This is a genomic window from Streptomyces sp. NPDC054770 (assembly GCF_053611985.1).
Genome location: NZ_JBSHBL010000003.1, coordinates 228,684 through 254,848, shown reverse-complemented (window position 1 = coordinate 254,848; position 26,165 = coordinate 228,684). Strand labels below are relative to the sequence as shown.

Sequence of the window (26,165 nt, the reverse complement as noted above, 5' to 3'; positions counted from 1 at the left end):
GGGTCACTGGGGCACTGGGTCACTTCACTGCGCCGGCGGTGAATCCGGTGATGAGGAAGCGCTGGAGCAGCAGGAATCCGGCCACCACCGGGACGGACACAACCAGCGAGGCGGCCATGACCTGGTTCCAGTAGACGTTCGCCTCGGTGGAGTAGGCCTGCAGACCAACGGCCAGGGTGCGGCTCTGCTCGTCGGTCAGGACCGAGGCGAAGAGCACTTCGCCCCAGGCCGTCATGAAGGCGTAGATGCACACGGCGACGATGCCCGGTGTCGCCGCGGGCACGATGATCTGCAGCAGGGTGCGCAGTGGCCCGGCGCCGTCCACCTTCGCCGCCTCGTCGAGATCGCGCGGCACCGTGTCGAAGTAGCCGACCAGCATCCACACCGCGAACGGCAGGGAGAAGGTCAGGTACGTGACGACGAGACCGGTGCGGGTGCCCACGAGGTCGGTGCCGAGATTCTGGTCGGCGTAGACGAACAGCAGGTACAGCGGCAGCAGGAACAGGATGCCGGGGAACATCTGGGTGGCGAGCACCGCCGACTTGAAGCTTCCGCTGCCGGGGAACTTCCAGCGGCTCAACGCGTAGGAGGCGAAGACCGCCACCAGCACCGACAGCACCGTGGCGGACACGGCCACGATCAGTGAGTTGACGAAATAGTGGGCCAGCGGCACGGTGTGCCAGATGTCGATGAAGGACTGGATCGTCGGCGACGACGGGATCCAGGTGAACTCGCCCTGCACATCGGGGAGCGTCTTCAGCGACGAGGCCAGCATGACGTACAGCGGAGCCAGGACGAACACCGAAAGCAGCGTCAGTGTGACGTACCGGAAGAGCCGGTAGCCCGGGGTGTCATGATTCATGGCCGGTCCTCCGGGTGAAGGCGAGATAGCAGGCGCTGACCAGCGCCAGGAACAGCAGGAGCAGCACGCTCATGGCCGAGCCGAGGCCGAAGTTCCAGGTGGCGAACGAGCTCTGGTAGATGTGCACGGAGATCAGGTCCCCGGCCGGCGGGGCCGAGCCGCCGAACAGGATGTACGGGGTGCTGAAGTCGTTGAAGGTGTGCAGGAACATCACGAGGACCAGCACCTTGTTGACCGAGGAGAGCAGCGGCAGGGTGATCATCTGCAACTGCCGCCAGGGACCCGCTCCGTCGATGCTCGACGCCTCGTAGACCTCGCCCGGGATCGCCTGCATGCCGGCCATGAGGATCAGGAAGGCGAAGGGCCACATCCGCCAGATCGCGACGACGCACTCGGCCCAGAAGGCGTTGTGGCCGATCAGCCAGAACGGGTTGGAGTCGATCAGCCCGAGCTGCCCGAGCAGGTGGTTGAGCATGCCGTTGTCGCGCTGGAAGATGAAACGCCAGGTGATGACCGCGGTGTACGCGGGCAGCGCGTACGGCACGAGGAACAGCGTCCGCAGCAGGCCCCGGCCGCGGAAGGCTCGTTGCAGCGCGAGCGCCGCCGCCATGCCGACGATCCAGGCCCCGGACAGGACGACGGCCGTGAAGCCTAGGGTGACCAGGAACGACTGGGCCAGGGCCTTGCCGGTGGGGCCGTCGAAGTCCAGGACGATCCTGAAGTTCCCGAGGCCGGTGAAGGGCGCCTCCCACCAGTGGCTGATCTGATACTGCGTCACCCGCAGCCCGCTCATGGCCACGCCGAGCACGATGGGCACGAAGTGGATGAGCAGTTCGAGGGCCAAGGCTGGGAACAGGAAGGCGTACGGGATCCAGCGGCGGCCGCGCCCCCGGAAGCGGCCGCCCAGCGCGGACCGCTTCGGCGTGTCCGGGGCCCCGGGGCTCTCACGTGTCCCGGAAGGACTGATGACTGCCATAGTCCTGCTCCTAGCTGCCCGCTTCGAGCTTCTGGTCAGCCGCGGCCATCTCGCTCTTGATCGTGGACTTGCCGGGCTGCTTCCCGGTCGCGGTCTGCGCGGCGAAGGAGCTCATCGCCTGGCCGACCAGGGTCTCGAACTGCGCTTCCTCGGCGATCTGCGGCAGCGGTACGGCCCGGGAGTCGAGAGTCTCGCGGGCCACGGCCAGCGTCGGGGTGTCGAACGCCGGGTCCTTGGCGTCGGTGACCGAGGGCAGCGTCCCGTAGGTCTTGTTGAGGTACACCTGCTCCTTGGCGCTGGTCAGGAACTTCACGAACTGGGTGGAGCCGTCGAGGTTCCCGGTGTTCTTGAAGACCGCCACGTTGATGCCGCCGACGAACGAGCCGATGTCCTTGCCACCCGCGACCGCCGGGTCCTGGGCCGGTACCGGGACGACGCCGTAGTCGGCCGTCGTCAGCTTGTACTGACCCAGGGTCTTGCCGGTCGACGACTGGGCGAGGATCATTCCGGCCTTGCCGGACGCGAAGTTCTGCAGGAGGGCGACCTTGTCGGTCATCTCGGCGTCGGACGGGTTGACGATGCCGTCCTTGCCGATCCAGGACAGCCACTGGTCGATCCCGTCGACCATCCCCGTGTCGTCGAACTTCGGGGTGTGGCCGTCGAAGACCTTGGCTCCGTGCTGGGTGCCGAGAATGAACGCGAAGTGCGCGGCGAACGAGGACGAGGCGCCCTGCAGGCCAAGACCCCACTGGTCGGTCTTGCCGTCGCCGTTGGTGTCCTTGGTGAGCTTGCGCCCGTCGGCGACGAACTCGCTCCAGGTCTTCGGCGGCGAGCTGATCTTCGCGGCCTTGAACAGCTTCTTGTTGTAGAAGAGTTCGTACGAACTGGTGTACAGCGGCAGGCTCACCGGGTCCTGGCCGACGGCGCCCGTGGACTTCAGCGCCGTGGGCAGGAAGCGGGACTCCCCGCCGACCTTGGCCATCATCGCCTTGTCCCACCCGACGAAGGCTCCGGTCGCCTGGAGTGACGCGGACCAGGTGTTGCCGATGTTCAGTACGTCCGGTCCCTTGCCGCTGGTCGTCGCGGCGAGGATGCGGTTGAGCAGGTCGGCCGAGGGGATGACTTCAAGTTTGACCTTGACGCCGGTCTGCTTGGTGAACTTGTCGATCTCCGGCTGGAGGATCTTCTTGTCCGCGTCGAGGCTGGTGCTCTGGTTGGTCGCCCAGTAGGTGATGGTCTTGTCACCGGAGGCGGAGCTGGAGCCGCCGCCGCACGCCGTGACACCGGCGCCGGCCAGCATGGCCGAAGCCGCGAGCGCGACTGCACGTGTTCTGCGCTGCATGGGGGATTCCTCTCAGGTCATGCACGATCGTTCGGAGGGTTTGCGTGATCGGTACCGGCGTGCGGGCCGGAGGGGACTCAGACGGAAACGGACTGAGGGAGGGCCGCGGCCTCGGGCCGCACGGTTTGACTGGTGATGGCCCGGGCTCCGCCGGCGAACGTCGACTGCTCGATCGCCTCCAGCACTTCGAGCACGTGCAGCGCGAACTCACCCGGGACGCGCAGCGGTGCGCCGCGCAGAGAGTCGACGAGATCGTTCACGCCGTGGCCGCGGAAAGGGCCGGCTTCCGGAGCGCGGGTGGGCGGGATGACCGAGGGGAGTTCGGACCAGTCCGCATCCGTACGGCGCTTGATGAGGACCGGGGCGTCATGGCGGTTCGGGTCGGGGATGTTCAGGGTGCCCTCGGTGCCGTACACCTCGATGTGGGGCAGAGTCATGTCCCAGATGTCGAAGCTGTACAGGGTGGAGACGATCGCCCCGGAGGCCGTGCGGAGGATGGACGCGGTGGTCGTCGGGACGGTGACCTCGACCTCGTCGACAACGCGGTCCGGGGCGGTCACGGTGATCCGGGGGCTCGGGATCGTGCTGGTGCCGACGACCTCGGCGATGGGTCCGAGCAGGTTGACCAGGGCGGCCACGTGGTAAGGGCCCCAGTCGAGCGTCGGTCCGCCACCGGGCTGGAAGAAGAACCCGGGGTTCGGATGCTTGGCCTCGACCTTGGACGAGCGGACGAAGGACGTGGCGGCGAAGGGCGTGCCGATCAGGCCGCCGTCGATGGCCGCGCGTGCCGTCTGGCCGGCCGTGCCGAGGAACGTGTCGGGGGCGCCGGCGAGGACGCGACCGGCGGCCCGTGCCTGCGCCAGATTCTCGCGGCCCAGGGCGACCGTCGCGGCGAGCGGCTTCTCGCTGTACACGTGCTTGCCGGCGGCGAGCGCGTCCCGCGTCACCTCCCAATGGGCCACGGGGGGCGTGATGTTGACGACGACGTCGACGTCCGGGTCCGCGTAGAGCTCGGCGGGCGTGCCGTACGCGGGGATGCCGTGGAGCTCGGCCTTGGCACGGGCTCTGCCGACGTCGATGTCGGCGATCCTGATGATGGGCAGGTCGCCGTACCACTTGAGGCCCCGGGCGTAGGCGTCGAAGACCATGCCTGCGCCGACGACGCCGATGTGTGCACGAGGGGTTGTTCGATTCACCGTGTCTCCCAGGTCGCGGTCGAGCGGAACGAGTCCGCCGGTGGATGAGACCGGACGTGCGAGACGCGATGGAAGTTAGTGGCGACGGTGGGAGGCGGTGAAGGCCGCCGGTCCGCTGAGCGGACCGCCCAGCTCAGGGGGTGTTGCGTGGCCCCAGGAAGCGCCCGATCCCGGTCGGCGAGAGCACATGCTCGATGCCGAGCACCATCGCCCCGATCATCGACGCGTCCCGCCCCAAGTGGCTGCGGGTGATGGACAGTTCGCGGGTGGCAAGCGGCAGGGCGTGCCGGTACACCACGCCCCGTACCGCGGAGAGCAGGTCGTCGCTGGCCTCGACGATCTCGCCGCCGATGACGACGTGACGTGGGTTCAGCATGTGGATGCACAGGGCGATGACCTCGCCCAGCGTGGCCCCGGCAGACCGCACCGCGTGCAGCGCGTCCGGCAGACCGTCGCGCAGCCGTGCCACGAAGTCCCGCATTGCGGCACCGTCTTCCGCCATGTCGAGGGAGGCTTCACCGGTCGAGGTGAGGCCCCGTGCGAGCGCCGCGGTGGACGCCACCGCCTCGACGCAGCCTGCCTTTCCGCACCGGCACACCACCTCATCGGCACCGGGGACGCGGATGTGTCCGATGTCTCCGGCCGCACCGTCGGCACCCCGGTGCAGTGTCCCGTCGGCGAGCACGAAGCCGGCGCCGATGCCGGCGCCGACGGTCACGAACAGCACGGGCAACTGCTCGGGCGGCACCGTCCGTGCCTCGCCGAGCGCCATGAGGTTGACGTCGTTGTCCACCAGGACGGGGCAGCCGAGCGCGTCCCCGAGCCACTCGGCCACCGGGAAGCCGTCCCAGCCCGGCATGATCGGCGGGCGGACGGCCATGCCGCGTGCCACGTCCACCGGGCCCGGCAGTCCGACGACCAGGACCCGGGGCCGGTCCGCCGGGACCCTCGCCTGTTCGAGCAGGTCGGCGAACCGCTCTACCAGAAGGGCCACGGTGGGCTCGGGGCCCTCGGCCAGTGGCCAGGGGAAAGCCGTGTCGGCGAGCACCCGCTGGGTCAGGTCGGTCACCACGCAGCGCGTCGAGAAAGGGGTGAGGTCGGCGATGAGCACGACGCCCGCGTCACCCGCGAGGCTGAGCCGCAACGCCGGCCGGCCTCTTCCCCCGCCGCCGGCGTCCTCCCCGTGCAACAGGCCCGCGTCCACCAGATCCTGTACGTGCGTGTGGATCGAGGACCGTGAGAGCCCGGTGAGCCGGGACAGGTCCAGGCGGTGTGACGCCTCGCCGGCCGCGATCAGCCGGGCGATCTGGCTGCGAACCGCGTCGGGGTGACGGCGCGATCCAGTGCCCGGGGCGCCCAGTCGTGCTGCCACGGTTGCTCCTTTGGTGAGGTCGACGACACCAACAGGCGATTAATATTCCAGAAACGACAATATTCAAAGGGCTTTCCTGACAGAAGTCTGGCTCTTACTGTTGCCCGTGGATGAGACCGGAACAGCGAGCTCCCGTACGGCACATGCCGAAAGGATCTTGCATGGCCGCCCCGACTGGGCACACGCACACCCCACGCGTCACCGACAATCACGTACGACGTCCACGTATCCCACGCCCACGGGTCGCCGTCCTCGGCGCCGGAATGATCGCGGGAGTCCATGTCCGCAGCGCACGAGCAGCGGGCGCCGACGTGGTCGGCATCCTGGCCTCCACACCCGAGCGAAGCCGGACGGCGGCACACGACTGGCAGATCGACGTCGCCTATCCGGACGTCGACGCCGCACTGAACGACGACCGCATCGACGTGGTCCACATCTGCACGCCCAACCACCTGCACGTCGCCCAGGCCCGCGACGCGCTGCTCGCGGGCAAGCACGTCGTCTGCGAGAAGCCGATCGCCACCTCGGCGGCCGAGGCCCAACTGCTCGCGGACACCGCCATGGCCTCGGGGCGGATCGCGACCGTGCCGTTCGTCTACCGCTATCACCCCATGGTCCGCGAACTGCGGGCCCGGGTCGCGGCCGGCGACTTCGGTCCCTGGCAGCTGCTGCACGGTTCGTATCTCCAGGACTGGCTCCTCTCCCCCGGGAGCACCAGCTGGCGCGTGGACCCCGTGACCGGCGGCCCGTCGAGGGCCTTCGCCGACATCGGCTCGCACTGGTTCGACCTGGTGGAGTGGGTGGCCGGAGTACGGATCGCCGAGGTGCTCGCCGAGACCGCCACGACGGTGGCCGAACGTCCCGACGCCGGAGGCCCGTCGTTCTCCGTGGGATCGCTCGCCGACGCCGTACGCGTCCCGGTCACCACGGAGGACGCGGTCGGGGTCCTCGGGCGGACGACGGACGGAGTCCTGGTGTCCGCGACCGTCTCGCAGGTCTCGGCCGGACGGAAGAACCGGCTGTGGCTCGAACTCGACGGCGCGGACGCCAGCGCCGTCTTCGACCAGGAGCTCCCGGAGTCCCTGTGGCTCGGCTACGGGAACCGTACCGAAACAGTGGTCCGCGATCCGACCTCCAACGCCCGTGAGGCAGCCCGGCTCTCGCTCGTACCCGCCGGGCACGCCCAGGGCTACCTGGAGTGCTTCGAGAACTTCGTCAAGGACACCTACGCCGCCCTGCGCGGCGAGGCACCGGACGGCCTGCCCACCGTGCTCGACGGCGCGCGGTCCGCCCGCCTCGTCGACGCGGTCCTGGCCTCGGCGGACCAACGTGTGTGGACCGCCGTCCCCGGCTGACACCCATCCCCTTCACCGAAGGACCCGCGCCATGAAGCTCGGATTCCTGACCGCCTGTCTCCCCTCCCTGTCGCTCGAGGAGATCGCCGACTGGGCCGCGGCCGAGGGCTACCAGAGCCTCGAAGTCGCGGTGTGGCCCAACACCGGCGGCCGCGACTTCGAGGCTTCCCATCTCCCGGTGTCGACCTTCTCGGCGGCCGACGAGGATGCCACCCGCGAACTCCTGCGCCGCACCGGACTGGAGATCAGCTCCCTGGCCTACTACGAGAACAACCTGCACCCCGACTCCGCGACCCGGGAGGCGATCCGAACCCATCTCCGGCACGTGATCGACGTGGCGGCACGGCTGGGGGTGGAGTCGGTCGGCACGTTCATCGGGCGCGACCCGACGCTCTCCGTCGTGGAGAACCTGCGCGAGGGCGAGAAGGTCCTGCCCGCGCTGGTGGACTACGCGACGGATCGCGGCATCAAGATCGTGATCGAGAACTGTGTGATGGAGGGCTGGCACCCCGACGGCTACCCGGGCAACCTCGCCTACTCCCCCGAGCTGTGGGAGTGGATGTTCGGGCTCGACTTCTACCTCAACTGGGATCCCTCGCACCTGACGTGGATCGGCATCGACCCCCTCACGACGATCGAGCCGTACATCGACCGGATCGTCCACACCCAGGCCAAGGACGTGGAACTCTTCCCCGGAAAGCGCGACCGTTCCGGCTTCTTCGGCACCGTGCACAAGGGCGACAACCCCTGGGAGATGGGGTGGTGGCGCTACCGGGTACCCGGACTGGGCGAGGTGGACTGGCGCCGCGTCATCGACCGCTTCCACGAACTCGGCTACGCCGGCACGGTCTCCGTGGAACACGAGGACCCCGTCTGGTCCGGAACCGAGGAGAGGGTGAAGCAGGGCCTGCGCATCGCCCACCAGACGCTGCGACCACTCATCGGCGAGTAGGCGCTCTGGGAACGGATCGGTCCACCGGGCCCGGCGCGCGCCAGGCGTCACATCTGTTGCAGGCGACGCGCGCTGAGTGCCAGGACCAGCAGGGCCGCGTCCCCGGGGCGTCTGGGGTCGCGGCCGGTGAGTTCGGCGAAGCGGTTGAGGCGCTGCTGGATCGTGTTGCGGTGGCAGTACAGGTCGGCAGCCGTATCGGCGACGGAGCCGCTGCCCGACAGATGCACCTGGACGGTCTCCAGCAGCCTGTCCGCCTCCGCTGCGGGAACTCCCGCGTGCAGCCCGCCGAGCACATCGGCCGCGAGATCCCGGCCGAGGTCCCCGGCCCGGTGGACCAGGACGTCGAGCCAGCTGTCCTCCAGCCGATGCGGTTCGGTGGCGTCGGGCGGCAGGACGCGGGCCGTGGCCGTGGCCAGCGCCACCGCGCGGGGCACCTCGGGCAGCCCGGTCACTTCGGAGGAGACACCGCACGGTGTCCCCTGAAGCTGTGCCAGCACCGCTTCCCGGGTGAGTCGGGGGCTCAACTGGACGACCAGGACCATGTCCGAGGCGACCGCCTGCTGTTGCAGCGGGGCACCGAGGCCGCGGAGTGCGTTCGCGACTCCGCGCAGCGACGCCTCGCCGCCTCCGGGCGTGACCGCGCACAGGAAGCGCCCGGACACCTGGAACCCGAGCGCCCGCGCGGCGTCCTGCACCACGGTGGGATTGCGGCCGTCGCTGTCCAGGAGCCGACTGAACCACAGCCGCCGCTCGTCCTCGGTCCGCCGCCCCATCTCCAGGACGGTGCGCTGATAGGCGGTCATGATGCCGGTGACATGGTGCTCGACCGCCTCCCACACGTAGTAGGCGGAGTTGACCAACTGCGCCCTGCCCTCGTCGCCCGCGCGGCGCACCAGGGCGGCCCACACGACCCGGAAGTCCACGCGGGCGGCCTGCAGCAGCGCGTCCAGCGGAACGCCCTGCCTGGCGCGCTGTTCGCCGACCCGCTCGGAGACACCGGCGATGTGTTCCGGCACGGGCAGTCGGGCGACGGTGCGCAGCAGGACCTCGAACGCCTGCCAGGCGCTGTCGCGGAAGTCCTGTGGGGAGACCAGGTCCGAGTAGGACGCACGCAGCGGGCCCACGTAGTCGGCCCACTCGTCGACCAGGGTGTCGATCTCCTCCAGGCACTGGCGTGCCAGAGCGACGACATGGGGGTCCGGCGGGGGCAGGGCCGAGGGGGAAGTCGGGGTGTGCATGTGCTCCATCCTGGCCCGTTCCTCCCCGCCCGGCAGCGACGGGCTCATCCGCGTACGCGGACGACCTTCCGGTTGACGAACTCGCTCATCCCGTAGGCGCCCAGTTCCCGGCCCACACCGGAGAGCTTGACCCCCCCGAAGGGAAGGTCCTCCTGGGTGCCGGAGGGGCCGTTGATCGAGACCATGCCGACGTCGAGGGCGTCGGCGACCGCCTTCGCCGTGTCGAGGTCGCGGCCGAACACGACGCTGCCCAGGCCGTACGGCGTGTCGTTGGCGAGGCGGATCGCCGTCGCGGTGTCGGGGACCCGGTGGACGACGGCGACCGGGCCGAAGATCTCCTCCTGGTACGCGCGCATGCCAGGGGTGACACCGGTCAGGACGGTCGGTTCGACGAAGGCGCCCTCGCGGGCGGGCCGCCTGCCTCCGGTCACCACGGTCGCGCCCTTCGCCACCGCGTCGTCCACCTGCGCGATCACCGTCCGGGCGGCCTCCTCGGAGGAGAGGGGGCCGAAGGAGACGCCGTCGTCGGTGGGGTCCCCGACGGTCAGGGCCCGCACCGCTTCGGTGAAGGCGGCCAGGAAACGGTCGTAGACGGAGTCGACCACGATGAACCGCTTCGAGGCGGTGCACGCCTGGCCCGCGTTGCCCATCCGGCCCTCGACGGCCGCGCCGACGGCAGCATCCAGGTCCGCGTCGGGCAGGACCACGAAGGGGTCGGAGCCGCCGAGTTCGAGGACGTACTTCTTGAGGTGGCGGCCCGCGACCTCGCCCACCGCCCGCCCGGCCCGCTCCGAGCCGGTGAGCGACACGCCCTGGACCCGAGGGTCCGCGACGATACGGGCGACCTGCTCGTTGGTGGCGTACACGTTGACGTACGCGCCGGCCGGCAGTCCGGCCGCCCGCATCATGTCCTCGATCGCCTGCGCCGACTCGGGGCAGTTCGGGGCGTGCTTGAGGACGACGGTGTTGCCGAGGACGAGATTCGGCGCCGCGAAACGGGCGACCTGGTAGTACGGGTAGTTCCACGGCATGACACCGAGGAGGATGCCGAGCGGATCGGACCGTACGACCACGTCGTCGCCGCCGCGGATGTCGAGCCGCTGGTCCGCGGCGAAATCGGGGCCGTGCTCCGCGTAGTACGCGAAGATCGCCGCCGACAGGTCCACCTCGCCCAGTGCCTCACGGGTGGTCTTGCCCATCTCTCGGGTGATGATCGCGGCCAGTTCCTCGCGCCGCTTCCCGAACTCCCCCGACACGGCGAGGACGAGATCGGCGCGCTCCTTGATCGGACGCCAGCGCCAGTCGGCGAACTCCTCCGCGGCGACCGCGACCGCGCGCTCGACAGTGGCGTCGTCCGACGTCGGATACCGCCGTACGAGGACGTTCGAGGCCGGGTCGACGATCTTGTAATCCGTCACGTGCTTCTTCCCTTGCTGAGGTCTGGGTCTCGGTCAGCCGAGGTGGAGGAGCGTCCGGAGGTCCTCGCCCGCCCGGATCCGCGCGAGGAGTTCCGGTTCGGCCGCGTCCGACAGTTCCGCCTGACGCACTACGGCGGTCAGCGCGGCCGGCGGCAGGGCGATCACCCCGTTGGCGTCGCCGAGGACGATGTCCCCGGGCGCGACACGGACACCTCCGATGTCCACGGGCACCTGGTGCCGCCCTCCCGCGCCGTCCAGCCGCTTGGTGGTCAGACAGCTGGTGCCCCGGGCGTGGACCGGCAGGCCGGAGTGCGGATCCGTGAGTGCGTCCACGTCGGTCACCGTTCCGTCGACGAGGATGCCCGCGGCCCCACGCGCTCGCGCCGCCGCGACCGTGACGGCGCCGATCGGCGCGTGGGTGTGGTCGCCGCGCATGTCGACGACCAGTACGTCACCGGGGCGCAGTGCGACGAGTGCGCGGTTCACCGCCGTCGCGTCCGGGGCGTCGAGGGCGAGCGTGGCGGCCGTACCGGCCATCCGGCGCGGCTGCCCCAGCCGTCGTACGGCCGGATCGATGAAGCCCTCTTCGAGCAGGTGGCCGAGGGTCGGGAGATCGACGGCCTTGAGGCGCTCCAGCAACTCTGCTTTCCCGAGGGCCACTTGATCAGGGGCTGCGGCGTTCACCGCTCCGTCTCCGTCCTGACCACCGCGACGCAGTCGATCTCCAGGGACACGCCCCACAGGCCCACGCACACCGTCGTCCGCGCCGGCCGGCGGTCGGCGAAGTACGTCTCGTAGACCTGGTTGTAGGGCGCGAGCTGGTCCGGTGAACTGAGATAGGTGTTGACCTTGACGACGTGGTCGAGGTCGGAGCCCGCCGCGTGGAGCACGGCTTCGAGGTTGCGCAGGGTCGCGTGCACGTCGTCCTCGAAGGTGCCGGTCGATCGGCCGGGGGCGGCGGGTATCTGGCCGGTGGTGAAGACGAAGCCTCCGGCGGACGTCGCCTGGACATAGGGGCCTACGGCGGCGGGGACGCCCGGCGGCGAGTCGATCCGCCTGATCCCGTTGACGCTCGTGTTCATGCGACGGCCCCGATCGGGCGCCCGGCCGACCGGGACGCCGCGCCCGGCTCGTCGATGTTCCCGAACCGGGTCTCGGCGAGCAGGAACAGTGCCAGCAGGGACAAGGCCGCCGCGCCGAGCACGTACCAGGCGATCGAGGAACTGTTTCCGGTGGCCGTCAGCAGCCACGCGGTGATCGCCGGAGTCGCCGCGGACCCCAGCAGGCCCGACAGCATGTAGGCGACCGAGAGGCCCGAGTACCGCACCCGGGTGCCGAAGAGCTCGGCGAGGAAGGTCGCGATCGGACCGTAGTTGGCGGAGAACGCGAGCATCATCAGCGCGTAGGCCACGAAGACCGACGGTGCCGATCCGGTGTCCAGCAGCCAGAAGAACGGGAAGGCGAGGACGGCCTCCGCCGCGATGCCCGCGTAGATGACGGGCTTGCGGCCGACCCGGTCGGACAGCCGGCCGAAGTACGGGATCGCCAGGAACGCGATGCCGCACGACACCATGACCGCCCACAGCATCAGGTTCTTCGAGTGCCCGAGGTCGTTGGTCCCGTAGCTCACGCCGGAGGCCACCATCAGGGTGAAGGTCGATCCCGTGGACAGCGTCGCGACACCGCCCAGCAGCACCTGGCGCCAGTACCGGCGCATCAGGGCGACGAACGGGATCTTCGCCTTGGCGCCCTCGTCCCGGACCGCCTGGAAGGACGGCGTCTCCTCGATGTGGAGCCGGATGTACAGGCCGATGCCGACCAGGAGGGCCGAGGCCAGGAAGGGGATCCGCCAGCCCCACGAGTACAGCGCGTCAGTGCTCGTGGTGGAGGCCACCAGCAGGAACGCCCCGTTGGCGAGCAGCGTCCCGATCGGCACGCCGATCTGGACCATGGAACCGAAGAACCCGCGCCGGTGGTCCGGTGCGTGTTCGACAGTCATCAGTACGGCGCCGCCCCACTCACCGCCGAGCGCGAGGCCCTGCACCACTCGGAGGCCGAGCAGGATGAGGGGAGCGGCCACGCCGACCGTGCCGTAGCCGGGGACGAGGCCGATGGCGAAGGTGGCCACGCCCATCGCCGTCAGGGAGATCAGCAGCATGGACTTGCGGCCGAGCCGGTCTCCGAAGTGGCCGAAGAGCACGGCGCCCACCATGCGCGCCAGATACGCGGAGGCGAACGTCAGGAACGACAGGATCGTGCCGACGGCCCCGTCGAACTCGGGGAAGAACACCTTGCCGAACACCAGCGCGGAGGCGGTGCCGAACAGGAACAGGTCGTACCACTCGACCGTGGTGCCGACCATGCTGGCGAGGGAGATCCTGCGCATCTTCGTCGCGTCGAGCCGGCTGTCGGGGGTCGGCGGGGAAGCGGGAGCGGTCATGGGGACTCCGGTCTGAGCAGAGGAAGCGTCTGGGTGCTGTGCGGGCGCCATCGGGTCGGCCCACCGTGCATCGCCCCCTTCACCGGCCACAAGAAGCAGAAGCACACCGCCACGGGCCGTCGACTGTGCAGATGACCAATGCGCCACGTCGCGCTTCGCACCCCGGATGAAAACTTCTTGTTACGGACGTGGGGTCGGACAGAAGAACAGTCAGGGGACGGACGTCGGCCTCCCGCCCGGCTCTGTTCATCTGCACATCGCCGCGCTCGCATCCGGGGGCCTTTGCCCCGTGTCTCCGGCCGCCCCGAAAGCAACACTGGCCGGGCAACCGCGGCCTCAAGAGAAGGAACAGAACCCGATGGCGAACGTCGCATCCGAGCCCCCCGAGCGCCCCCTGTCCGCCGGCCATCTGATCGTCGCGCAGCTGGAGCGCGAAGGCGTACGGCGGGTGTACGGCGTTCCCGGTGAGTCCTTCCTCGACGTTCTGGACGGCCTGCACGACTCGCCGATCTCGACGGTGGTTACCAGGCACGAGGGCGGTGCGGGGTTCATGGCGCTGGCGGAGGGCAGGCTGACGGGGCTGCCCGGAGTGGCGATGGTCACCCGGGGGCCGGGCGCCGCGAACGCCTTCATCGCCGTCCACACCGCGTACCAGGACGCGACGCCGATGCTCCTCTTCGTCGGACTCGTCCCGGTGCCCGACCGCGGCCGGGAGGCGTTCCAGGAGTTCGACCTCACCGGGTGGTTCGGCAGCACGGCGAAGAAGGTCGTCATGCTGGACGACCCCACCGCCGCCGCCCGCGTCGTGGCGGAGAGCATCCACGTGGCCCGCAGCGGCCGGCCCGGCCCGGTGGTGATCGGCCTCCCCGAGGACGTCCTCACCCTGCCCGCGGGCCCCTCTCGCGTGGTCCGGCCGCTCGCGGTGCCCCGGCCCCGCGCCGCCGAGGCCGAACTGAAGGAACTGGTACGCCGGTTCGAGCACGCGCGACGCCCGCTGCTCGTCGTGGGAGGCGAGGGCTGGACCGCGGACAGCGGCCAGGAACTCATGCGCTGGGCGACCCGGCACTCGATCCCCGTCCTCGCCGACTTCCGCGCCTACGACGCGGTCCCCCACGACCTCGAAGGCACCGGCGCCTACGCAGGCTCGCTCGGCTACGGCCGCGGCGACCACGCGGCCCGGCTGCTGGACGAGGCGGACCTCACGGTCTTCCTCGGCACCCCTCGCGGCGACGTGCTCAGCGACGGATACACCCTGGGCCTCGACTCGGAGACGGTGCTCGTCCTCCCCGGCGACGCACAGGGCCACAGCGGCCGCATCGACCAGTTCGTCTCGGCCCACGCGCCGGCCTTCGTCCTCGACCTCGTCACCACGCCCGCGTCACCGGACACCGACCTCGCGTGGTTCAGGGCCGCCGGGGAGGCCCACGCCCGGTTCTCGACTCCCGCCCCAGCACCGACCACGGAAGACGACACCCACGTCGACCTCACAGCGGTCATGAGCGTGCTGCGGGAGGAACTCGCCCCCGACGCGATCATCACCTACGGCGCCGGAAACCACGCCCTCTGGCCGGCCCGGCACCTTCCGCACCGGACACCCGCCTCACTCCTCGCACCCCGCAACGGCGCCATGGGCATGGGCATACCGGCCGCCGTCGCCGCCTCCCTGGTCTTCCCCGGGCGCGAGGTCGTGTCCGTCGCGGGCGACGGCTGCTTCCTGATGAACGGCCAGGAACTGGCCACCGCGGTGGGACACGGCGCCGTCTTCGTCGCCCTGGTCGTCGACAACGGCTGCTACGCGACGATCCGCGAGCACCAGGAGGGCGCCTACCCGGGCCGCCCGTCGGGCACCCGGCTGACCAACCCGGACTTCGCGGCATGGGCCCGCTCGTACGGCGCGTACGGAGAGACGGTGACCTCGCACCACGACTTCCGCGAGGCGTTCCGCCGCGCCCGCGCGAGCGGACTTCCGGCCGTACTGCACCTGATCCAGGACCCGGCGGTCCGCGCACCGGCGACGGCCGCCTGAGACGCGAGACCAGTGCCTCCCCCTTCTTGTATGCCACATTCCGACTCCGACAGGACGTGACCATGAGCACCCCGGACATCCCCTCCGCCAACACGCTGCTGGAGGACTTCGCCACCCTCTCCTCGTTCGGCGCCACCCCCGCCGGCGGAGTCGACCGCCAGGCCGCCACCCCCGCCGACGGAGAACAGCGCGCCTGGCTCCACCGGTGGCTCACCGCCCGTGGCGCCGAGGTGCGCTACGACGGCGTCGGCAACCAGTTCGGTCTCTTCACCGTCACACCCGGGGCCCCGTACGTCCTCACCGGCTCCCACCTGGACAGCCAGCCGCTCGGCGGCCGCTACGACGGGGCGTACGGCGTCCTGGCCTCGGCGCACGCAGCGCACCGGGCCGTGCGGCGGTACGGCGACTCGGACGCCGTACCGAAGTACAACGTGGCGGTGGTCAACTGGTTCAACGAGGAAGGCTGCCGCTTCAAGCCGAGCATGATGGGCAGCTCGGTGTTCACGGGGAAGCTGCCGGCCCGCACCGCCCTCACGACGACCGATCCGGCGGGCACCACGGTCGAAGCCGCCCTCCGTGAGATCGGCACGATCGGCGACTACCCCGGACCGGACGTGGCGGCGTACGCCGAGATCCACATCGAACAGGGCCGCGACCTGGAGAACAAGGGGATCACCATCGGCCTGGTGGACGCCACCTGGGCGGCACGCAAGTACCAGGTCGTGGTCCGCGGCGAGCAGTCGCACACCGGATCGACGATCATGGCGGACCGCCGCGACGCCCTGTTCGGCGCCTCGCTCCTCGTCGTGGCGGTGCGCGAACTGGCCGAGCAGAGCACGGACGTGCCGTTGCACACTTCGGTGAGCGAGATGACCATCGAGCCCAACTCTCCCGTGGTGGTCGCGCGCGAGGTGCGCATGCACGTAGATCTGCGTTCGCCCGACGAGGCACTTCTCGACGCGGCGGCCAAGAAACTGGCCGAGTCGATCCCCGGCATCGAGGAGCGCGCGTCGGTCACCATCGAGCAGGTACAGACGCACGGTTGGGGCGTGGCGCCGTTCCCGGCGGCCGGCGTCGAGCTCGCCACCCGCGCCGCCGACGAGCTGGGCCTCAGCCACCAGACCATGATGACCATCGCCGGCCACGACTCGGTCAACATGAAGGACGTCGCGCCCTCGATCATGCTGTTCGTGCCCAGCATCGAGGGAATCTCCCACAACGAGGGCGAGTTCACGAACGACCGCGACATCAGCGCGGGCACCGATCTGCTGACCGAGGTGGTCCGCCGGCTCATGTCGGGTGCCCTGGACGACACACGATGATCCTCGGGACAGAAGCAGATTGGTCCTCTCCCTGAGGCGGGGAGAGCGATCAAGCGGCTTGGCCGGCGGCCGCAACAGGGATGACCTGCTCGGCCCAGATGGTTTTGCCGGTTCGGTTGTAGCGCGTTCCCCATCGCTCGGTGAGCTGCGCCACCAGGAACAGTCCACGGCCGCCTTCGTCGAAGACACGGGCGCGGCGCAGGTGTGGAGCGGTGCTGCTGCTGTCCGAGACCTCGCAGATGAGGTTGCTGTCATGAATCAGCCGGAGTTGGATGGGCGGTCGCCCGTAGCGCATGGCGTTGGTGACGAGTTCACTGACAACCAGTTCCGTGGTGAACGCTTCCTCCTCCAGGCTCCACATGGCGAGCTGGTCGTGGACCCGCTTGCGTGTCTCGGCAACGGTGGCTGGATCGCTGGGCAGGTCCCAGGAGGCGACATGGCGCCGGTCGAAGACTCGTGTGCGGGCGAGCAGCAAGGTGATGTCGTCGCCATGAGTTCCGGGACACAACGTTTCCAGCATGTCGTCGGCCAGCGTGTCGAGTGACGAGGCCGGCTGCTCAAGGGCATGACGAAGGCCGCGGAGTCCTTCGTCGATGTCGTGCACGCGGGTCTCAAGGAGCCCATCGGTGAAGAGGGCGAGCAGGCTCCCCTCGGCCAGGGTGAGCTCGGTCGCCTCGAAGGGCAGCCTGCCCAGACCAAGTGGCGGGCCGACGGGGAGGTCTACGACACTGCTGGCGCCGTCCCGGGAGAGCAGTACCGGAGCCGGATGGCCGGCCGTAGCCATGGAACAGGTGCTGGAGACCGGGTCGTAAACGGCGTACAGGCAAGTGGCACCGATGTCGCCGGGGATCTCTTCGGTGACGTCGGGGTCCTGGTCGTCCGCCGCATGGGTCACGATGTCGTCGAGATGCGTGAGGAGTTCGTCGGGCGGCAGGTCGATGTCGGCGAGGGTACGCACCGCCGTGCGGAGTCGGCCCATGGTCGCCGACGCGTTGATGCCGTGACCGACGACATCACCGACGACGAGGCCTACACGCGCACCGGGCAGCGGAATCACGTCGAACCAGTCGCCGGCCGCCTGATTGCCTCCCCCTGCTGGGAGATAGCGAGCGGCCGTCTCGACGGCCTGGTGCACGATCGGCCCTTGCGGCAGCAGGTTCCGTTGGAGGGCGAGCGCGATTCCGCGTTCGCGGGTGAACCGGCGGGCGTTGTCCAGGCAGATCGCGGCCCGCGCAACCAGATCTTCGGTGACGGCCAGATCATCGAGGCCAAAAGGCTCGCGAGAGGTGGCAGACCTGATGAACAGCACCACCCCGAGGATCGTGCTCCGGGCGCGGATCGGCACTGCGATCAGTGAGTGCGTGCCGAGTGACTCCGCGAACGCCGCCGGCAGGTGTTCCTCGGCCACCCAGGGGTCGGCCTCAAGGGGTTTGACCTCGTGCAGCACTGCACTGCCGTTGGCCAGGCATCGGGCGACCGGTGAAGACGGGGCATGACTGTGTGCTGTTCCAGGGCTCAGCTCGGTCTCGGGCGGCGACGGCGACACCGATCGATGGGCCGCACGGCGCAGCACGGTGGGGCTGAGCGGGCGGGTGGGCGCGGGCAACTCACCGCCGAAGACCGATTCCAGTAGATCGACGCTGACGTGGTCGGCGAAGCGTGGAACAGCAACCTCCGTCAGTTCCCCGGCAGTTGTCACGATGTCCAGACTGGAGCCGATACAGGTCCGAGCCTCGCTCATCAGGGCGAGTCGCTCCCGGGAGGCGTACTGCTGGGAGTAGTCGGATGCCGCCCAGCCCACTGCGCGGATCCGGCCTGCCCCGTCATCGAGTGGAAAGATATCGACGGCCCAGGCGTGCGCCTTGGACTCCCCCGGGAGCCTGACGAACGGCTCGGTGAACTCCGGCTCCCCTGTTTGGCCCACCCGGAGGATCCGCCGTTCCACGTCCTCGGCCACGCAGTCGTCGACGAGTTCGGTCGGTCGTCGGCCGCGGGCTTCGTCCTCCGACATGCCGATGGTCCGCAGCATCATCGCGTTTCCGTGCAGCACCCGTGCGTCGCGGTCGTACACGACGAGGGGGGCGGGGTGCTGTTCGAACATCCACCGCATGAGCGAGTTGTCCGAGGATGCACTCGCCGCCTGGCCGGGGCAGACCGTCACCAGGTATGCCGCCTCCCGATCGGTGTCCAGCAGGGGGTTCAGGTGCACTTGCATGTCCAGGTGCCGCCCGTCGCGGTGCAGCGTCGTGCCGTCGTCAGTGACAAGGTCGGCCACCGACCTGCCGATGATCTCTGCAGGGGTGTATCCCAGAAGGGACTCCGCCCCGCTGCTCCAATACGTCACCCGGCCGTCTCGGTCCATCACCGCGATGGCGACGGACGTGTCCACACGAGCGCCGGTGAGCGACCCGATCTTCCGGCCGGACCCGTTCATGGCGTTTCTGACCCTTCTACCGCATACGCGGGCAATACCCACCATGGGCTTGGGGCCATCGGATGGCAAGGCGGCCCCGGCCCAGGCACCAGCAGCGGGCGTACGGCGACTGCGCTGCGCCACTCGCTGGTGAGCATCGCGCTGTCACGAGGCCTAGTGTCCGACAGACGGCCGGAGAACCGAAAAGCACCCCTGACCAGCAAGAATGGGGAGTACTTAGGTCTTTGTTCCTGCCATGACCGGAGCCGCTTCCCAGGCGAAGAAGCACATCGGGCCGCGATCCCCGGGTGCAGGGCGATGGCGGCCGCGCCGACAAGACTGCGGACGTCGAGGAACTGGTTGCTGACGGTGTTGCGGGGAACGCGTTCGGTTGCACGGACGACCAGCAGGCGGGTGGCGCCGCGGTATGCCGCCCGCCACGAGCGGGGCGTCGACCGAGCCCGTCCGCAGGGTCTCGGCCGCGTCGGCCAGCGAGAGGCGGCGTACGCCGGGATGGGTGACGGGCGACAGACCCGCGGCTCGCGGGTGCGAGCGAGGGAACAGCCTCCCGTCCGGCGACGGAAGCCTCACCCCTATTCCAGGGAAATGATCACTGCCGCCGCGTCGTAGGGCCGCTGCACATCGAGACCCGTGTACCTCTCGAAAGCGTTGAGCCGGTTCAGCACGGTGTTGCGGTGGCAGTTCAGAGCACGGCCGGTGTCACCCAGGCTGCCGGTTTCAAGATATTTTCGGACGGTTTCCAGGATCTTCGCCCTTTCCAGCTCCGTGCATTTGTCCAGGTACGGAAAGACGATCTGCCCGAGTTCACAACCGACGGCAGCCAGCAGATGCCGCGTGACGGATCTCCAGCGGTCGGAGAGCGTCGCGACACCCGTGCTGTCCATCGGCAGATCGGTCATGATCTCCCGGGCCGCCGCGGCCGCCTCCCGGACCCGGACGAGTCCGCGTGCCACCGGTGCGACGGCGACCGCCATGTCGGTGAACAACTCCTTGGCCGTAGGCGGGAGTCCGGCCAGAGCGGTCTGCGCGGTCGGCCAGATGAAGAGCGTGTGGTGTCCCATGTCGTAGGTGAGGAAGCTGTCGTCCCGGCGGGTGAGGGTCCGCAGTCTCCTTCGGACCGTGACTCCGTCGTCCCTGGACGTGGCCGCCACACAGAAACGTCCCGTCTTGGGGATCCGGAGCGCGCCGGCGATGCGGTCCAGCGCGGCCGCGGTCGGCCGGGTCGGTCCGAACAGCTGGGACAGATACTGCCGTTGGAGGTCTGCGTCGGCCTGTTCGATCGCCACCTGTTCCGCGAGGTAGTGCTCCTGCACATGAGCCGCGAAGGCGTCCACCGTGGCCCACACACGTCCGGCGTTGCGCACCAGGAGGGCGGGGTCGGCGCCGCCGGAGGGGTCCGCCAGGTGGTCCCACAGCACGGTGAAGTCGAGCCGGACGGCACGCAGCAGACTGTCCAGGGGTACGGCCTGCCGGGCGCGCCGGGTGCCGATCGACTCGGCGATGGAGATCAGCACGTCCGCGGTCCCGTCGGAGCGCAGGCTGTCGAGGATGGCCGTGAAGGACTGGACGCTGGTCCCGCGCAGATCCTCCGCCGTCAGGGTGGAGTCGGCGTACGCGGGGTCCGCCATGGTCCGGGCCAGGAACTGCTCGACCATCGCGTCCAGTCGACCGCGCGTCCGCTCGATGACGTCGTCCCATCGCTCCGTGTCGTGGTCGAACACGCGCGTCTCCTTTCCACCGGTGCGACATGCCACGCGGTTCCGTGATGTTACGTAGCGGTGGCCCCCGACGGAAATCGCCCGACGCGCATTGTGCAGAGGCCAAATTTTTGGCGCCGCACACGGTGCAGATTTTCATTGTCCGCCCCGACGGCCGCTGACACCCTTCCGGTGCGCACCCTTCGGTGCAGGGAAAAGGAGGAGCTCGTGGCTGTCGAAACGGACCCACAGTCAACCCGTCCCGCTGCCTCCAGCGGCGACTCGTCGGGCTACCAGCAGCAGCTTTCCAACCGGCAGATCCAGATGATCGGCATCGGCGGGGCAATCGGCACCGGTCTCTTTCTGGGTGCCGGCGGCCGACTGGCATCGGCCGGTCCGGCGCTGGCGATCGTCTATGCTTTCTGCGGTATCTTCGCGTTCTTCATTCTGCGCGCGCTCGGCGAACTGGTGCTGCACCGCCCTAACTCGGGGTCTTTCGTCTCGTACGCCCGTGAGTTCTTCGGGGAAAAGGCCGCCTTCGTGTCCGGCTGGGTCTATTCGATTTCGTGGGCTCTCACCGCGATCGTCGACATCACCGCGGTCGCCACGTACTTCCATTACTGGCCGGCACTGCGCAGTGTCCCCCAGTGGCTCCTGGCGCTCACCGCGCTGCTGGTCGTGACCTGCGCGAACCTCGTGTCCGTCCGCTTCTTCGGCGAGCTCGAGTTCTGGTTCGCCCTCGTCAAGGTCGCCGCGATCGTGGTCTTCCTCGTGACCGGAGCCGTGTTCCTCGCCGCCGGGTTCCCGGTCGACGGGCATGCCGCCGGGCTCTCCACGGTGACCGACAACGGAGGGATCCTGCCGAACGGGATCCTGCCCGCGGTGATCATCGTGCAGGGCGTCGTGTTCGCCTATGCCAGCATCGACCTGATCGGCGTCGCGGCCGGTGAGGCCGAGAACCCCGCCAAGGTGATGCCGCGGGCGGTCAACGCCGTCATCTGGCGCATCGCCGTGTTCTACGTCGGATCCACGACCTTGCTGGCCCTGCTGCTGCCGTACGACTCCTACCGGGCCGGGGAATCGCCGTTCGTGACCTTCTTCAACAGCATCGGCCTGCCCGGCGCGGGCGGTGTGATGAACCTGGTGGTGCTCACGGCGGCGCTGTCCAGCCTCAACGCCGGCCTGTACTCGACCGGCCGCATCTACCGCTCGATGTCCCGCTCCGGAACCGCTCCCCGGTTCATGGGCCGGCTCAGCCGTCAGGGCGTGCCCTACGGAGGCGTGCTGTTCACCGCCGTCCTGGCCCTGCTCGGCGTCGGCCTCAACGCCCTCGTCCCGGCGCGGGCGTTCGAGATCGCCATCAACGCGACCGCCCTGGCGATCCTCTGCACGTGGGCGACCATCGTGCTCTGCCAGCTGCGGCTGTACCGCTGGTCGCAGCAGGGCCGGGTGAGCCGCCCCGTGTTCCGCCTCTTCGGCACCCCCTGGACCTCGTACCTGACGCTGTTGTTCCTGTTCGGGGTCCTCGTCCTGATGCTGTTCGACTACCCCGTGGGGACGTTCACGGTCGGAACGCTCCTCGTCATCGTCCCCGCGCTCGTCGTCGGGTGGTTCGGGGTGCGCGGCCGGGTCCTCGCCCTCGCGGCCGACCGTCGCCCCGCCGGGTCCGAGACCGGCCCGGCTCCGCAGTGACACCACCCGTTCCGTCCACCGTCCCGTCCCGAGGAGAACTCCCCCATGACCACTGAGCGAACCGACGCCCGCACCACGGTGGGCGGCGCCACCGACTCCGAACTGTTCCTGCGCGACTTCCGCTCGCTGAGCCGGATCGGCGAGACCCCGGGCGGCGGAGTCGACCGCCAGGCCGCGACCACCGCCGACGCCCAGTCCCGGGCATGGTTCACGGCCCTGCTCAGCCAGTACGGGTTCACCGTCGAGACCGACGCGATCGGCAACGTCTTCGGGCTGCTGGATTGGAACCCGGGAGCGCCCTACGTCCTGGTCGGCTCCCACCTGGACAGCCAGCCCCTGGCCGGCAAGTTCGACGGGGCCTACGGCGTCGCGGCGGCGCTGCACGCCGGGCGGCGGCTGGCCTCGGGCCACGCCCCCGGACACCTGCCGAAGTACAACCTGGCGGTGGTGGACTGGTTCAACGAGGAAGGGTCGCGGTTCGCCCCGTCCATGATGGGCAGCTCCGTCTACACCGGGAAGATGACCGCCGCGGATGCCCTGGCCATCCGGGACACGGGCGGGGTGACGGTCGCGCAGGCCCTCTCCGCCATCGGGCACACCGGTACCGGAACCGGGCCGGTGCCCGCCGCGTGCGCCGAGATCCACATCGAGCAGGGCCGTTCCCTGGAGGACTCCGGCACCACGATCGGGCTCGTCCACTCCTGCTGGGCGGCGGAGAAGTTCACGGTCACCGTGTACGGCGAGCAGGCGCACACCGGGTCCACCGTCATCGCCGACCGCCGTGACGCCGTGCTCGGCGCCTCCCGTCTGGTGGTGCTGCTGCGCGAGCTGGCCGACCGCTACCCGGCCGGCGTCCTGCACACCTCCGTGGGCCAGTTCACGGTGCTGCCGAACTCCCCGGTCGTCGTCGCGCGCCGGGTCGACCTGACCATGGACCTGCGCTCGGCCGACGAGGAGGTCCTCGCAGAGGCCAAGCAGCTCCTGGAGAACGGCATCAAGCTGATCGAGGACGAGGTCGACGTCCGTATCGAGGTGCACGGTTCGCACGCCTGGGGAGTGCGGCCGTACCCGGCCGCCGGTGTCGACCTGGCGCGCGAGTGCGCCGACGGCCTCGGGCTCACCAGCAGGCCCGTCCACACGCTGGCCGGGCACGACTCCATCAACATGAACGACGTCGTCCCGACCGTGATGCTGTTCGTCCCGAGCGTCGAGGGCGTCAGCCACAACGAGGGCGAGTACACGAACGACGCCGACCTGTGCGCCGGGGTCGACGTGCTCACTGAGGTCGTACGACGGCTGTGCGAAGGCGCCCTCGATGACACCCGCTGAGCCCGCGCGCCTGCGGGTGGGGGTCCTGCAGGCCACCGGCGTCGGCGGCGACCCGCGGCACAACCTCGCGGCTCTGGAGAAGGCGGCGCTCACCGCCCGGTCGCGGGACGTCCAACTCCTGGTGACCCCGGAGCTGTTCGTCAGCGGCTACGACCCGACCGCCGTCGCCGACGACGACGGCCACGAGCAGCGGCGGTCGATCGCGGGCATCGCGCGGTCGGCCGGGCTGGCCCTGGTCGCCTCGACCGTCGACCACCGGCACGGCGAGCGCTTCGTCAGCGCGTCACTGTTCGACGGCGACGGGCTGGAACTCACCAGATACCACAAGACGCACCTGTTCGGCCCGGCGGAGAACTCGGTGTTCACGCCCGGCAGGGAGCGGCCCCGGGTCGTCCCCCTGCACGGCGTGAACGTCGCGCTCGGCATCTGCTTCGACGTCGAGTTCCCCGAGTTCACCCGCGCGGTCGCGCGATCCGGCGCCGAGCTGCTGTGCGTGCCCACCGCCGTGCCGCTGCGTCCGTCCGCCGACGGGCGGCCGACGCCGTTCGACACACGCCTCGTGCCCGGCATGGTCGTCCCCACCCGGGCGTTGGAGAGCCAGCTCTTCATCGCCTACGCCAACCACGCCGGGCCCGGCTTCGCGGGACTGAGCTGCCTCAGCGACCCCTACGGACGACGCGTCGCCGCCGGGGAGAGCGACGAGGAGCTGGTGGTGGCCGACGTGGACCTCCGCACCCTGCTCGACGCCCGCCGCGACACCGACTACCTCTCCTCCTCGCTCATATGACCCGCGCCGGATCCCGACCCGGCACGAGCCCTTCAGGACATCACGTGAACACGCCTTCGCACGGGGTCAGCATGCTGGTCCCCGACTTCCCCTTCCCCTACGACGAGTACCTGGCCCACCCCGACGGCCTGGGCTCGGTCCCGGCCGAGCAGCACGGGACGGAGGTCGCCGTCGTCGGCGCCGGCATGTCCGGTCTGGTCGCCGCGTACGAACTGATGAAGCTGGGCCTGAAGCCGGTCGTGTACGAGTCCGCCCAGCTCGGCGGCAGGCTGCGCGGCGCCCGCCAGCCCGGCACCGACCACCCCGTCGCCGACCTCGGCGGGATGCGGTTCCCCCGCTCGGCGCGGGCGTTCTTCCACTACGTCGACCTGCTCGGCCTCGACACCAAGCCGTTCCCCAACCCGCTCACCGCGGCATCCGACAGCACCGTGATCGAGATAGCGGGCCGACGGCACTACGCGGAGTCCCCGGCCGACCTTCCGCAGATGTTCCACGACGTGGCCGCCGCATGGCGGGACTGCCTGGAGGAACGCGCCCACTTCGGCGCCATGCAGCAGGCCATCGCGGACCGCGACTACACCACGGTCAAGAAGCTCTGGAACGAACTGGTCCCGCTCCTCGACGACGTGTCCTTCTCTCACTACCTCGCCACGTCGAAGGCCTTCTCGTCGCTGCCGTTCGAGTACCGGGAGGCCTTCGGGCTCGTCGGGTTCGGCACGGGCGGCTGGGACACCAACTTCCCCGACTCGATGCTGGAGATCCTGCGGGTGGTGTACGTCAACGCCGAGGACGACCAGCAGCGCATCCTCGGCGGCGCGCAGCTCCTGCCCCAGCGGCTGTGGCAGCACGCACCCGAGCAGCTCGCGCACTGGCCGGCCGGCACCAGCCTGGCCTCCCTGCATGGGGGCGCGCCCCGGGGAGCGGTCAAGCGGATCCGTCGCGCCGAAGGCCCCGGCAACCGCATCGAGGTCACCGACCGATGGGGCCGCACCTCGGCCTACCCGGCGGTCATCGCCACCTGCCAGTCCTGGCTGCTGTCCGCCCGGATCGACACCGACGAATCGCTGTTCAGCCACCCGTTGTGGACGGCGATCGAGCGCACCCACTACATGCAGTCCTCGAAGACGTTCGTGGTGGTCGACCGCCCCTTCTGGAAGGACGTCGACCCCGAGACCGGGCAGCACGTGATGAGCACGACGCTGACGGACCGGCTGACCCGCGGCACGTACCTGCTGGACAACGGCCCGGACCAGCCCGCGCTGATCTGTCTGTCCTACACGTGGAACGACGACGCGCTGAAATGGCTGCCGCTGGACGTCGAGGAGCGCGTGCGGCTGATGCTGCACTCCCTCAAGCAGATCTACCCGAACGTCGACATCGCCTCGCACATCATCGGCGACCCCGTCACCATCTCGTGGGAGGACGACCCGAACTTCATGGGCGCCTTCAGCGACAACCTGCCCGGCCACTACCGCTACCAGGAACGCCTCTACACCCACTTCATGCAGGACGGCTTCGACCCGGCCCACCGAGGCATCTACCTCGCCGGCGACGACGTGTCATGGACGGGCGGCTGGGCCGAAGGCGCCGTCACCACGGGTCTCAACGCGGTGTGGGGCGTGCTGACCCAGCTGGGCGGGAAGACCACGGCCGGCAATCCCGGACCGGGCGACCGCTTCGAGGAACTCAGGCCGATCAGGCTGCCGTAGGCCGAGTATCCATCGGGT

20 protein-coding genes are annotated in these 26,165 nt (G+C 69.7%); 8 read left to right on the top strand and 12 right to left on the bottom strand.

Annotated features, from left to right (window positions below):
- Nucleotides 1–19: 19 nt before the first annotated feature.
- The 5 genes from ACWGKQ_RS05200 to ACWGKQ_RS05180 form a co-directional block, all read right to left on the bottom strand.
- On the bottom strand, nucleotides 20–862 hold the full coding sequence (locus tag ACWGKQ_RS05200) for a carbohydrate ABC transporter permease (protein ID WP_453029345.1): 843 nt from the start codon (nucleotides 860–862) through the stop codon (nucleotides 20–22).
- Nucleotides 852–1,838 carry a carbohydrate ABC transporter permease gene (locus tag ACWGKQ_RS05195; protein ID WP_453290490.1) on the bottom strand — a complete coding sequence of 329 codons (987 nt, stop codon included), beginning with the start codon at nucleotides 1,836–1,838 and terminating at the stop codon, nucleotides 852–854. The genes ACWGKQ_RS05200 and ACWGKQ_RS05195 overlap by 11 nt, the downstream gene beginning before the upstream one ends.
- A 10-nt stretch (nucleotides 1,839–1,848) precedes the next feature.
- Nucleotides 1,849–3,180, bottom strand: coding sequence for an ABC transporter substrate-binding protein (locus ACWGKQ_RS05190; RefSeq protein WP_453290489.1), 1,332 nt, complete (start codon nucleotides 3,178–3,180; stop codon nucleotides 1,849–1,851).
- Between the two features lie 77 nt (nucleotides 3,181–3,257).
- Complete coding sequence (locus ACWGKQ_RS05185) at nucleotides 3,258–4,376, bottom strand: Gfo/Idh/MocA family protein (protein ID WP_453290488.1); 1,119 nt, start codon at nucleotides 4,374–4,376, stop codon at nucleotides 3,258–3,260.
- Nucleotides 4,377–4,509: 133 nt separating this feature from the next.
- Nucleotides 4,510–5,748 carry an ROK family protein gene (locus tag ACWGKQ_RS05180; RefSeq protein WP_453290487.1) on the bottom strand — a complete coding sequence of 413 codons (1,239 nt, stop codon included), beginning with the start codon at nucleotides 5,746–5,748 and terminating at the stop codon, nucleotides 4,510–4,512.
- A gap of 161 nt (nucleotides 5,749–5,909) precedes the next feature.
- On the opposite strand from ACWGKQ_RS05180, the gene ACWGKQ_RS05175 reads away from it, so the two are divergent.
- A complete protein-coding gene (locus ACWGKQ_RS05175) occupies nucleotides 5,910–7,103 on the top strand; it encodes a Gfo/Idh/MocA family protein (RefSeq protein ID WP_453290486.1) in 1,194 nt (397 codons plus the stop codon).
- 31 nt (nucleotides 7,104–7,134) lie between these two features.
- The gene (locus ACWGKQ_RS05170) at nucleotides 7,135–8,055 is read left to right on the top strand and encodes a sugar phosphate isomerase/epimerase family protein (protein WP_453290485.1); all 921 of its coding nucleotides are present in this window, start codon (nucleotides 7,135–7,137) and stop codon (nucleotides 8,053–8,055) included.
- Between the two features lie 47 nt (nucleotides 8,056–8,102).
- Here the strand turns inward: ACWGKQ_RS05170 and ACWGKQ_RS05165 are convergent, their stop codons facing one another.
- The 5 genes from ACWGKQ_RS05165 to ACWGKQ_RS05145 are packed head-to-tail and all read right to left on the bottom strand — an operon-like array spanning nucleotide 8,103 to nucleotide 13,151.
- Nucleotides 8,103–9,293 carry a PucR family transcriptional regulator gene (locus tag ACWGKQ_RS05165; protein WP_453290484.1) on the bottom strand — a complete coding sequence of 397 codons (1,191 nt, stop codon included), beginning with the start codon at nucleotides 9,291–9,293 and terminating at the stop codon, nucleotides 8,103–8,105.
- Nucleotides 9,294–9,337: 44 nt separating this feature from the next.
- Nucleotides 9,338–10,711, bottom strand: coding sequence for an NAD-dependent succinate-semialdehyde dehydrogenase (locus ACWGKQ_RS05160; protein WP_453290483.1), 1,374 nt, complete (start codon nucleotides 10,709–10,711; stop codon nucleotides 9,338–9,340).
- A gap of 33 nt (nucleotides 10,712–10,744) precedes the next feature.
- Nucleotides 10,745–11,395: an RraA family protein gene (locus ACWGKQ_RS05155; RefSeq protein WP_453290482.1), complete on the bottom strand. Its 651-nt coding sequence runs from the start codon at nucleotides 11,393–11,395 to the stop codon at nucleotides 10,745–10,747.
- A complete protein-coding gene (locus tag ACWGKQ_RS05150) occupies nucleotides 11,392–11,793 on the bottom strand; it encodes a RidA family protein (protein WP_453290481.1) in 402 nt (133 codons plus the stop codon). Before ACWGKQ_RS05150 ends, ACWGKQ_RS05155 begins: the two co-directional genes overlap by 4 nt.
- Nucleotides 11,790–13,151 carry an MFS transporter gene (locus tag ACWGKQ_RS05145; RefSeq protein WP_453290480.1) on the bottom strand — a complete coding sequence of 454 codons (1,362 nt, stop codon included), beginning with the start codon at nucleotides 13,149–13,151 and terminating at the stop codon, nucleotides 11,790–11,792. Before ACWGKQ_RS05145 ends, ACWGKQ_RS05150 begins: the two co-directional genes overlap by 4 nt.
- A gap of 358 nt (nucleotides 13,152–13,509) precedes the next feature.
- Here ACWGKQ_RS05145 and ACWGKQ_RS05140 point away from each other — a divergent pair, with 358 nt between their 5' ends.
- Nucleotides 13,510–15,177, top strand: a complete 1,668-nt coding sequence (locus ACWGKQ_RS05140) for a thiamine pyrophosphate-dependent enzyme (RefSeq protein WP_453290479.1) — start codon at nucleotides 13,510–13,512, stop codon at nucleotides 15,175–15,177.
- 62 nt (nucleotides 15,178–15,239) lie between these two features.
- Complete coding sequence (locus tag ACWGKQ_RS05135; protein ID WP_453290478.1) at nucleotides 15,240–16,499, top strand: M20 family metallo-hydrolase; 1,260 nt, start codon at nucleotides 15,240–15,242, stop codon at nucleotides 16,497–16,499.
- A 49-nt stretch (nucleotides 16,500–16,548) separates the two neighbouring features.
- Here the strand turns inward: ACWGKQ_RS05135 and ACWGKQ_RS05130 are convergent, their stop codons facing one another.
- Both ACWGKQ_RS05130 and ACWGKQ_RS05125 read right to left on the bottom strand, forming a co-directional pair.
- Entirely contained in the window at nucleotides 16,549–18,933 is a 2,385-nt protein-coding gene (locus tag ACWGKQ_RS05130; protein ID WP_453290477.1) for a SpoIIE family protein phosphatase, read from the bottom strand.
- Between the two features lie 572 nt (nucleotides 18,934–19,505).
- Nucleotides 19,506–20,654 carry a helix-turn-helix domain-containing protein gene (locus ACWGKQ_RS05125; RefSeq protein WP_453290476.1) on the bottom strand — a complete coding sequence of 383 codons (1,149 nt, stop codon included), beginning with the start codon at nucleotides 20,652–20,654 and terminating at the stop codon, nucleotides 19,506–19,508.
- Nucleotides 20,655–20,858: 204 nt separating this feature from the next.
- Between ACWGKQ_RS05125 and ACWGKQ_RS05120 the strand changes: the two genes are divergently transcribed.
- The 4 genes from ACWGKQ_RS05120 to ACWGKQ_RS05105 all read left to right on the top strand — a co-directional run bounded on the left by ACWGKQ_RS05120 (nucleotide 20,859) and on the right by ACWGKQ_RS05105 (nucleotide 26,147).
- A complete protein-coding gene (locus ACWGKQ_RS05120; protein WP_453290475.1) occupies nucleotides 20,859–22,322 on the top strand; it encodes an amino acid permease in 1,464 nt (487 codons plus the stop codon).
- 45 nt (nucleotides 22,323–22,367) lie between these two features.
- Complete coding sequence (locus tag ACWGKQ_RS05115; RefSeq protein ID WP_453290474.1) at nucleotides 22,368–23,651, top strand: M20 family metallo-hydrolase; 1,284 nt, start codon at nucleotides 22,368–22,370, stop codon at nucleotides 23,649–23,651.
- Nucleotides 23,638–24,438, top strand: coding sequence for a nitrilase-related carbon-nitrogen hydrolase (locus tag ACWGKQ_RS05110; RefSeq protein ID WP_453290473.1), 801 nt, complete (start codon nucleotides 23,638–23,640; stop codon nucleotides 24,436–24,438). Before ACWGKQ_RS05115 ends, ACWGKQ_RS05110 begins: the two co-directional genes overlap by 14 nt.
- 71 nt (nucleotides 24,439–24,509) lie before the next feature.
- Nucleotides 24,510–26,147, top strand: coding sequence for a flavin monoamine oxidase family protein (locus tag ACWGKQ_RS05105; protein ID WP_453290527.1), 1,638 nt, complete (start codon nucleotides 24,510–24,512; stop codon nucleotides 26,145–26,147).
- Nucleotides 26,148–26,165: the final 18 nt, after the last annotated feature.